The sequence below is a fragment of the Clostridium sp. CM028 genome (assembly GCF_030585565.1).
Classification (GTDB): Bacteria; Bacillota; Clostridia; order Clostridiales; family Clostridiaceae; genus Clostridium_AD; species Clostridium_AD estertheticum_B.
Genome location: NZ_CP077766.1, coordinates 782,275 through 791,016 on the forward strand (window position 1 = coordinate 782,275; position 8,742 = coordinate 791,016).

The 8,742-nt window shown below is 29.5% G+C and carries 11 protein-coding genes; 3 read left to right on the forward strand and 8 right to left on the reverse strand.

What is annotated here, in order from left to right; genetic code table 11:
* Positions 1 to 72 precede the first annotated feature (72 nt).
* Positions 73 to 303 carry a glutaredoxin family protein gene (locus tag KTC94_RS03805; protein WP_165414326.1) on the reverse strand — a complete coding sequence of 77 codons (231 nt, stop codon included), beginning with the start codon at positions 301 to 303 and terminating at the stop codon, positions 73 to 75.
* 315 nt (positions 304 to 618) lie between these two features.
* Here KTC94_RS03805 and hydE point away from each other — a divergent pair, with 315 nt between their 5' ends.
* Positions 619 to 1,662 (forward strand): [FeFe] hydrogenase H-cluster radical SAM maturase HydE, encoded by a 1,044-nt coding sequence (gene hydE, locus KTC94_RS03810; RefSeq protein ID WP_216304031.1) that lies wholly within the window; start codon positions 619 to 621, stop codon positions 1,660 to 1,662.
* A gap of 34 nt (positions 1,663 to 1,696) precedes the next feature.
* Here hydE and KTC94_RS03815 read toward each other — a convergent pair whose 3' ends face one another.
* Positions 1,697 to 1,831: a hypothetical protein gene (locus KTC94_RS03815; RefSeq protein ID WP_258280693.1), complete on the reverse strand. Its 135-nt coding sequence runs from the start codon at positions 1,829 to 1,831 to the stop codon at positions 1,697 to 1,699.
* A 306-nt stretch (positions 1,832 to 2,137) separates the two neighbouring features.
* Here KTC94_RS03815 and KTC94_RS03820 point away from each other — a divergent pair, with 306 nt between their 5' ends.
* A complete protein-coding gene (locus KTC94_RS03820) occupies positions 2,138 to 3,598 on the forward strand; it encodes an IS1182 family transposase (protein ID WP_220287894.1) in 1,461 nt (486 codons plus the stop codon).
* Between the two features lie 163 nt (positions 3,599 to 3,761).
* Here the strand turns inward: KTC94_RS03820 and KTC94_RS03825 are convergent, their stop codons facing one another.
* The 6 genes from KTC94_RS03825 to KTC94_RS03850 all read right to left on the reverse strand — a co-directional run bounded on the left by KTC94_RS03825 (position 3,762) and on the right by KTC94_RS03850 (position 7,408).
* Positions 3,762 to 4,397, reverse strand: coding sequence for a flavodoxin family protein (locus KTC94_RS03825; RefSeq protein ID WP_216304032.1), 636 nt, complete (start codon positions 4,395 to 4,397; stop codon positions 3,762 to 3,764).
* Positions 4,398 to 4,439: 42 nt separating this feature from the next.
* A complete protein-coding gene (locus KTC94_RS03830; RefSeq protein ID WP_216304033.1) occupies positions 4,440 to 4,724 on the reverse strand; it encodes a putative quinol monooxygenase in 285 nt (94 codons plus the stop codon).
* A 134-nt stretch (positions 4,725 to 4,858) separates the two neighbouring features.
* On the reverse strand, positions 4,859 to 5,242 hold the full coding sequence (locus tag KTC94_RS03835) for an FMN-binding protein (protein WP_216304034.1): 384 nt from the start codon (positions 5,240 to 5,242) through the stop codon (positions 4,859 to 4,861).
* A gap of 21 nt (positions 5,243 to 5,263) precedes the next feature.
* Positions 5,264 to 5,743: a flavodoxin domain-containing protein gene (locus KTC94_RS03840; RefSeq protein WP_216304035.1), complete on the reverse strand. Its 480-nt coding sequence runs from the start codon at positions 5,741 to 5,743 to the stop codon at positions 5,264 to 5,266.
* 15 nt (positions 5,744 to 5,758) lie between these two features.
* Positions 5,759 to 6,373 (reverse strand): TetR/AcrR family transcriptional regulator, encoded by a 615-nt coding sequence (locus tag KTC94_RS03845; RefSeq protein ID WP_220320506.1) that lies wholly within the window; start codon positions 6,371 to 6,373, stop codon positions 5,759 to 5,761.
* Between the two features lie 252 nt (positions 6,374 to 6,625).
* A complete protein-coding gene (locus tag KTC94_RS03850; RefSeq protein WP_216304037.1) occupies positions 6,626 to 7,408 on the reverse strand; it encodes an HAD family hydrolase in 783 nt (260 codons plus the stop codon).
* Positions 7,409 to 7,953: 545 nt separating this feature from the next.
* Between KTC94_RS03850 and KTC94_RS03855 the strand changes: the two genes are divergently transcribed.
* Positions 7,954 to 8,694, forward strand: a complete 741-nt coding sequence (locus KTC94_RS03855; RefSeq protein WP_216304038.1) for a LytTR family DNA-binding domain-containing protein — start codon at positions 7,954 to 7,956, stop codon at positions 8,692 to 8,694.
* Positions 8,695 to 8,742 lie beyond the last annotated feature (48 nt).

Genomic DNA, 8,742 nt, shown 5'->3' on the forward strand with positions numbered 1-8,742 from the left:
TCCCCTAGAAGTAATTGCTACAAAAAAAGAAGCCTATCAGCTTCTTTTTGTAACATATATATTTTATTACTTTTATAGGCCTAGTTTAGCAACTACTTTTTCCTTATCAAACCCAACCATTTCTTCTCCATTTATATCTATTACCGGTACAGACCTATAGCCTTTTTTTATAAGCGCTTTTTTTGCTTCTAAATTTTCAGAAATATTATGCTCTATATATACAATATTATTTTCTTCGAAAAACTCCTTAGCCATATGACAAAATCCACAAGCATTGCTTGTATAAATCTCAACTTTATTCATAAATAACCTCTCCTTTATTCTTGTTTTTTAACTTAAATTGCATATAATTAAACTTATTTTTATAGTAGCACCTTTCTTTTCTTAAGTCAATAATATTAGATGCTGTTTTTTTACAATAACTACTAAATCGTATTAATAATAATTCTTATTTAACTAGTATGGTCTAAATTTATTAATATGTTTTCTTATTTTATATTTACATATATTATTTATAATATTATGATAGTCTTAACACTATATGTTAGTGACAAAATAATTTATAATTATTTTATATTCTAGATAACTACAATAATAAATATAAGGAGATAACCGATAATGATGAAATTATTAGAAATAATAAACATGGCAAAAACAGAGCATAAATTGTGTAAAGAAGAAATCATTGCTCTTTTGAGTTGCAATGATATAGACCAAGAACTATTTAATGCAGCTGATGAAGTTCGAAAAAAATATTTAGGGGATGAAGTTCATCTTAGAGGACTTATTGAATTTACGAATATATGCAAAAGAAATTGTCATTACTGCGGACTAAGACGAGATAATAAAAATTTAGTTAGATACAGATTAACGCAGGAACAAATTTTAGACTTTGCCACTAAAGCTAAGTCATTTGGCTATAAAACTATAGTACTTCAAGGTGGTGAAGATGATTATTACACAAGAGATAGAATTATCAGAATAATAAAGGGAATAAAGGCTTTAGATTTAGCTCTAACTTTAAGTATAGGTGAAAAAACTTATGATGAATATAAAGCTTTTAGAGACGCTGGTGCTGATAGGTATCTTTTAAGAATTGAGACAACGGATAAAAACCTATATGAAGATATAGACCCAGGCATGAGCCACGAAAACAGACTGAATTGCTTAACGATATTAAAAGAATTAGGCTATGAAGTTGGAACTGGTGTTATGGTTGGTCTCCCAAACCAAACTATAGAGTCCTATGCGAATGATATATTATTTTTCAAAGAAATAAATGCTGACATGCTAGGCATAGGTCCTTTTATTCCAAATGAAGACACCCCACTTGCAACTGCCAAGGGTAAGGAGCTAACTATGGCCCTTAAAGTTATGGCTATAACACGTTTGCTCCTACCAGACATTAACATACCTGCGACAACTGCTATGGAGTCCTTAAACAAAAATGGAAGACTAATGGCTCTGCAAAGCGGCGCCAATGTAGTTATGCCTAATGTTACAGAAGGCGAATACAGAAAGCATTATGCACTGTACCCTGGTAAAATATGTACTGGGGATACTCCCGCTCATTGTCGTGGATGCATAACCGGTAAGGTTAATAGTATTGGAAGAACGATTTCAACTAATTATGGTTTTAGAGGAGATCAACCTACTAAGTAATTTTACAATGCAAAAGAGCCCTAAGGCCCTTTTTTTAACGAAATGTTTTTTTAGCTTCTTTTATTGGTTTATTATTGACTGGTTCGCCTTCTGCATCCACAATTCCAGGCTTATTATGTTTTTTATTTAAATCATGCTGTATATTCATTTTTGTAGCTTTATTTGGCATTAAAAACTCCCCTTTCTAAGATTATATTATCCTAGAAAGGTAGTTTTTATTCTATACTTTTGATTTTTAAAACTTCAATATATTAAAACAACTTCAAAATTAGTAAATGGAGTAATAGATCTAATTCTGTAAACAAAATGGAAAAGAACTGCTCAATTTAAATGAGGCCACTGAAAAACTATATGAAAAATCGTCATCTAATTAAAGATGGCGATTTTTTTATATAAAAGACTAAAAAACAAAAAGGAATTTTAAAAGATATGTCGAATTAGTATAGTAGAATAAAATAAAAGGGGCTAAACTATTATGCTAAAAGGACAATTGGAAATAAAAATAAATACATACCATAGCTTATATTCGTTAATTATTCCGAAAGATAACATTTTAAAGCAAATTAATGACCTTGTTGACTTTTCATTTGTTTATGACGAATTGATGATTAACTATAGTTCATCTATGGGTAGAGGTGCTATTAACCCCATAATGCTATTTAAATATTTACTTTTGAAAGTAATATATGAATTGTCTGATGAAGATGTTGTTGAAAGAACTCTTTATGACATGTCCTTTAAATATTTTCTAAATTTAGCCCCAGAAGAAACAAATTTAATAAACTCAAGTACACTAACTAAATTTAGAAAGCTTCGCCTTAAAGACATGAATTTATTGGATTTATTAATAAACAAGACTGTAGAACTTGCTATAAAAGAGGGGGTTTTAAAAAGTAAAGCAATAATAGTTGATGCTACGCATACCAAGTCACGTTATAACCAAAAGTCAGCAAGCGAGGAATTATTGAAACGTGCAAAAAACTTAAGAAAAACATTGTACGGAGTACATCCTGGTATTAAAGAAGAGTTACCTAATAAAGTTACAACTGGAGTACTTGAAGATATTCTTGAGTACTGCAAATTATTAATTGATACCATAAACGAGAAGCCAGAAACTGCAGCAAATCCAGCTGTGAAAACTAAATTAAACTACTTAATGGAAGCTATTAATGATGACTTAGAAAATCTAAAAATATCAAAAGATGAGGATGCAAAAGTGGGGCATAAAACTGAGGATAGTTCTTTTTTTGGATATAAATCACACCTTGCTATGAGTGAAGAACGTTTAATTACAGCAGCTGTTATTACAACTGGCGAAAAAAGTGATGGAAAGGAGCTCATAACCTTAATAGAAAAAAGCCGTGAGGCTGGTATAGATGTAAATGAAGTAATTGGAGATACAGCTTATTCTGAAAAGAAAAACCTAGAATATACAAAAGAAAATAAAATTGCATTAATTTCAAGACTAAATCCTGTAATTTCACAAGGAATGCGAAAAAAAGAAGATGAATTTGAGTTTAATAAAGATGCTGGTTTATTTGTATGTCCGGCAGGTCATATGGCTATTAAAAAAGCAAAACAGGGAAAGAAGAATGTTGGTAAAAATCAAGTGCTAACCTACTATTTTAATGTAGAAAAGTGTAAAAATTGTGTTCATAAAGATGGGTGTTATAAAGAAGGCGCTAAATCTAAAACTTATTCAGTTTCAATAAAGTCAAATACTCACAAAGATCAAATAGAGTTCGAAAAAAGTGAATATTTTAAAAAACGAGCTAGGGAACGTTATATGATAGAGGCTAAAAACAGTGAACTTAAGCACCAACATAGCTATGATGTAGCAATATCGTCAGGCTTAATTAGCATGCAAATGCAAGGTGCATTATCAATCTTCACTGTGAATCTAAAGAGAATAATTAAGTTGAAAAGCATGAAATAGGGCTTTTAAAACTTAATTATAAAATAAAAAGCATGAGATATCCCAAATATGGATATCTCATGCTTTTTCTATTCAAGCTTGAAAACTCTACTAAATAAAGAGTGCTTTTTTCAGCGGCCTCATTTAAATTAAGCAGTTCTTTTCCATCTTATAGAACACTCTATTAGCGAATAAAGTTCATGAATATTTTTTCTTCTCTTTCTGGCGCTTTAATATTTTCTTTTCCATTTTCAACTAATTTCATAAGCCATGCCATATTCTTCCCAAGCACTCTCATAATTTGCACCCCTTCTTCATCTTGTAATGCCTCACCGGGGCTTGTACCGTGAATAACATTCCAATAATTCGAAGTTGGCATTAACATTTCCGAATAATTAATATAATTGTTTATCTGATTAAAAGTTGGAATTCCACCAGAACGCCTTACAGCAATAACGGAAACACCAACTTTATGTCTTAGCATTCCCTCATTATTACCCGCAACATAGAAAGCTCTATCTAGAAATGATTTCATAGTTCCTCCAATTGATGCGTAGTGTACAGGAGATCCTAAAATTATTCCATCTGCTCCATTCATTTTTTGAATCCACTCGTTAACATCATCACCTGGAAGCACACATTTTTCATTTTTATTTTTTGCACATTGATTACAAGCAGTACATCCCCTAATTGACTTGCCACCTACATGAATGATTTCCGTTTCTATTCCTTCTTTTTCAAGTTCATTTGCAACCATTTTTATTGCATGATAAGTATTTCCTTCTTTATTGGGACTACCATTAATAGCTACAACTTTCATTTATTCTACCTCCTAATTTTATTCTCCGAATAAAATATTTTGTTATATCAATTTATATAAATTAACCTCTGACTGACTTTCTTGTAAATCTTCAAATTGGGGAACAATGCTAGTGAAATGTTCTGAGATGTTATGACTCTTAATTACATCTTCATTTTCCCACTCTTCTATAAATGTTAATACATTACATTTGTTAGCGTCTTGATATAAATTGTACGATATATTTCCTTTTTCTTTTCTGCTTTCTTTTATAAGTTTTTCTGCTAAACGCTTGAATTCTTCTACTTTGGCTTGTTTAATTGAATTTTTTGCGACTATAGTAATCATTAAATTTTCACACTCCTTAGTATTATATTAAATACATTTCTACTTGAAAGTATACGCCATTAAAAAACATAGAACAAGTACACATTTTTTTGTAATATAACTTACCAAAAGGTATGAAATGTTGCATTGTTTTTTTACTTTAATGAATTTTCAATAGCCTTTAAATATGCTTTGGAAGTTACTGTTGCCCCTGAAATAACATCTACATTTGTATTTTGTTTTTCTAGAACCTTACTTAGCAGGGCTTTTGTAACCTCTGGTTTTGAGAAAAAAACATCCTTTACCACATCTATTTTAATAATTTTATGTTCTTTAATTATTATATTCATCTCATTAGACCATCTTCCAGCATTATATTTCCCATTGTACATTCCATCACTTAATGATGACAAATTCACATCATTAACGACTAGATTGATACCCGATTCGAGCCCACGAGTAACAAAAAGCACTCCGACTATAGCAATTAAAAATAGGAGAATGGATATAGATACTGTAACTTTTAAAATTTTCTTCATTTAATCCCACCCTCCCTCAACTTAACCATTGTTTATTACCTGTGCAAATTTATTAATATTTTCCTTTGAAAGCGTTGATGTATCCTTATTAGTTTTACTAATCTTCTTAATAATAAATCTTTCAAGGACATTCATTTTTTTAAATATGAACTCTCCTCCGAAGTATTGTGTTGCAATTGCATCTGTTAACAATTCTTCGGGAAAAGATGTGTGTATCTGTTTTTCTGCCATCTCATTTTCACTCATACAACAAATAAAAAATCCAAGTTTCTTCTTTTTTAATGCACTAATATTTTTTAAACAAAACGAATTTACCTCCTTTTGAATTCTCCCCATGTAGATTGATCCGCCGATAATAATGTTATCAAACAAAATCATTTCCGGCATACTTTCCTTTTTTATATCTACAATTTTCACTTCACCATGTAGCTTACCTTTTAAAATATTGCTACATTTTTCTGTGCAACCATGCTTAGATGCATAAATAATAACTGTTTTCATACTTGCCCCCCCCCTTTATTTTAATAATCCATTAATAAGAATTTCAAAATGATGATTTATAAGTCTCTCTTTTTGTTGCTTAGTAATATTTTTTTCTAATATTAATCTAGAAACAAGCCCATGAGTAGATGTCCATATTATTTGTGCAGTAAGCTCAATATCCATTTTTCTGAAAATGTTTTTTCTGATCGCCAACTCTACTAACTTACAAAGCCCTTGTATACTTTTTCTTTCCTTTGAAATACCCTCCTGCAGCATATTTACCTTTTCTTGTATAGTTTCAATATCATTCATTAAAACAACCCTAAATTGCTGTGGATTTTCTAGCATAAGTTCAATATAAGACCTCATCCCATTTACTATTGTCTTATCTGGGTTTTCAGTATCTATAGGAATCTCACTTATAATTTTTAATATGTTTCCATACCCTTCCGCTACAACAAAAGACACTATTTCAGCCTTATCCTTAAAATAGTGATAAATAATACCTGGAGAATACTCAATCCTACTAGCAATCTTACGAATAGATAAATTTTCATAGCCTTCTTCCACTAATATATCATTTGTGGCATCTATTATTTTTTTTCTTATGATCTCTTTTTCTAATTGTCTTCTTTCTGTTATTCCCATAATCCCTCCAATAGTTAATGTTTTATTAATCACTGTAATTATATTAAACATCGTTTAATGTAATTTTACCATTGTCTTGATTATAAGTAAATAGATTGAAACATATAATTTTTGCGTAATGACGATCCAAAGAGATTTCTAGAACTTCAACGAATAACTTACAGAGTCAGCCAAAAATAGCCTCTCCCATTATTAGGAAAGGCTATGCTTTGTTTTAAACTCATTAACTAATTGTATAAAAAGCATTTATTTCTACAAAGAAGCTATCACATTATAAACGCCATCTTCATTATTGCTTCCTGCAATAAAGTTAGCATGTTTTTTCACATCTTCTGGAGCATTCTTCATTGCATAACTATAATGTGCTGCTTTAAACATAGTCAAATCATTATAATAATCCCCAAAAACCATTGTGTTCTTTTGATTTATTTTAAATTTTTCTTGAATCATATTTATAGCCTTTCCTTTGCTTATACCTTTGTTCATTATATCTATCCACTTGTCGCCGGATACAACAAATTCAAGCTTATCACTCAAATTCCCCTTTATATAATCCACTATAGATGGTTTAACTCCATCAGTCATATAATAAGTAATCTTATATATTGGATTTTTTATTTCGCTAAAAGATTTTAATATTACCACAGGCACCTCAAAAGATGTAAAGTTATTCAACATATCTTCTGATGGATTTACTATATATGCCTCATTTTCTCCAGCTAAAAATAATTCCTCTCCTAGCTTTGGATTTAAATTCACCACAGAGTCTATTTCTTCTCTATCAATACTGCTTGAATACAACGTCTTACCCTTATTATTATACTTAACAAGGGCTCCATTATGAGCAATAAATATCATATCTGTATTGACCTTTTCAAAATTTTTGCTTAGTTGAGAGTAAAATCTGCCACTTGCTGCTGCAAATTTTATATCCTTTTCATTAAACATATGTATTAAATCAAATATTTTTTCATTTATATTTCCATTGTCATTTAATAAGGTACCATCCATATCTGTTGCGATGAGTTTTACCATAAGTATTTTCTCCTTTGTTTACCAGAGCATTCACGAAAACTCCTTAGAGCCTGTGATTTGAATGGAATAAACATACCCTCTACCATGATATATTTTACTCACATGTTATTACTCCGTTTTTTTATTTGATATATTTATAATAACATATGTTTATAAATAAAATAATCATGTATAACGATTTATCTATATTTTTTTCGACATATGCGTCCGCCACTAACTCATGACTGAAGTCACGAGAGTGCGTGGCGAGTCGGATGTTAAGAACATTTTTAGTACAAAACTACTCCCGCCTATTGTAATTAGCATATAATACATATTTTGGACCGTAAGTCGTTATACAAATTAACTCAACTTAAAATATTACATAATTTACTTATTGTTGAATAATTATTTTAATTTTATATAAAAGATAATGGAATATGCTCTTCTCGAACGAAGGAGAGATATGCTTATGATAATATCTTGACCAATAGGACTGCATAATTCGGATTATTATGTTACAATATGTAATAATCAGTGTTGAAATAACTTTAGGAGGGTATACAATGCTTGGTATCATAATTTGTGAAGATAATGAACATCAAAAAAAACAAATTGAAAACATTATAAAAGATGAATTAATAAATTTGAAAATTGATTTAGAAATAGAATTATCAACAAGAAAATATGAAGAAGTCATTGCTTATGTAAAAAGCAATAAAGAGAGAATCTTTATTTATTTTCTTGATGTAGACCTAAAAGATCAAATATCAGGAATAGAACTTGCTAAGATTATAAGAAAGTATGATTCAAAAGGATATATTGTTTTTATTACAGCACATTCTGAGATGTCTCTTTTAACTTTCAAATATAAAGTACAAGCTTTAGATTATATTTTAAAAGGTGATATTAAAAGTATTAAGAATAAAATTAATGAGTGTATTTTAGAATCATGTAATGATTACAACAAAAATAATACTAAAGAAAAAGTAACTATAGCGATAAATTTAGGAAATAGAATAACTAATTTCTCTTTATGCGACATGTTATTTTTTGAAACAACAACTATAACTCATAAATTGAGGCTCCATACAAATAATGGACAATTTGAGTTTTATGGAAAATTGAAAGATTTTGAGGTTGAATTAAACTCATGTTTTTATAAAGCTCATAAATCATATTTGGTAAACATAACTAACATAAACTCAATTGATAAACAAAATCGTATTATATATTTTGTAAATGATGAAACTTGTTTTGTTTCTGCAATGTATCTAAAGGGACTGATAAAAAAATGCTTAGCTTAGTTTTAAATATAAGTACTATAATTTCTACTATTGTAATGGCACTCTATT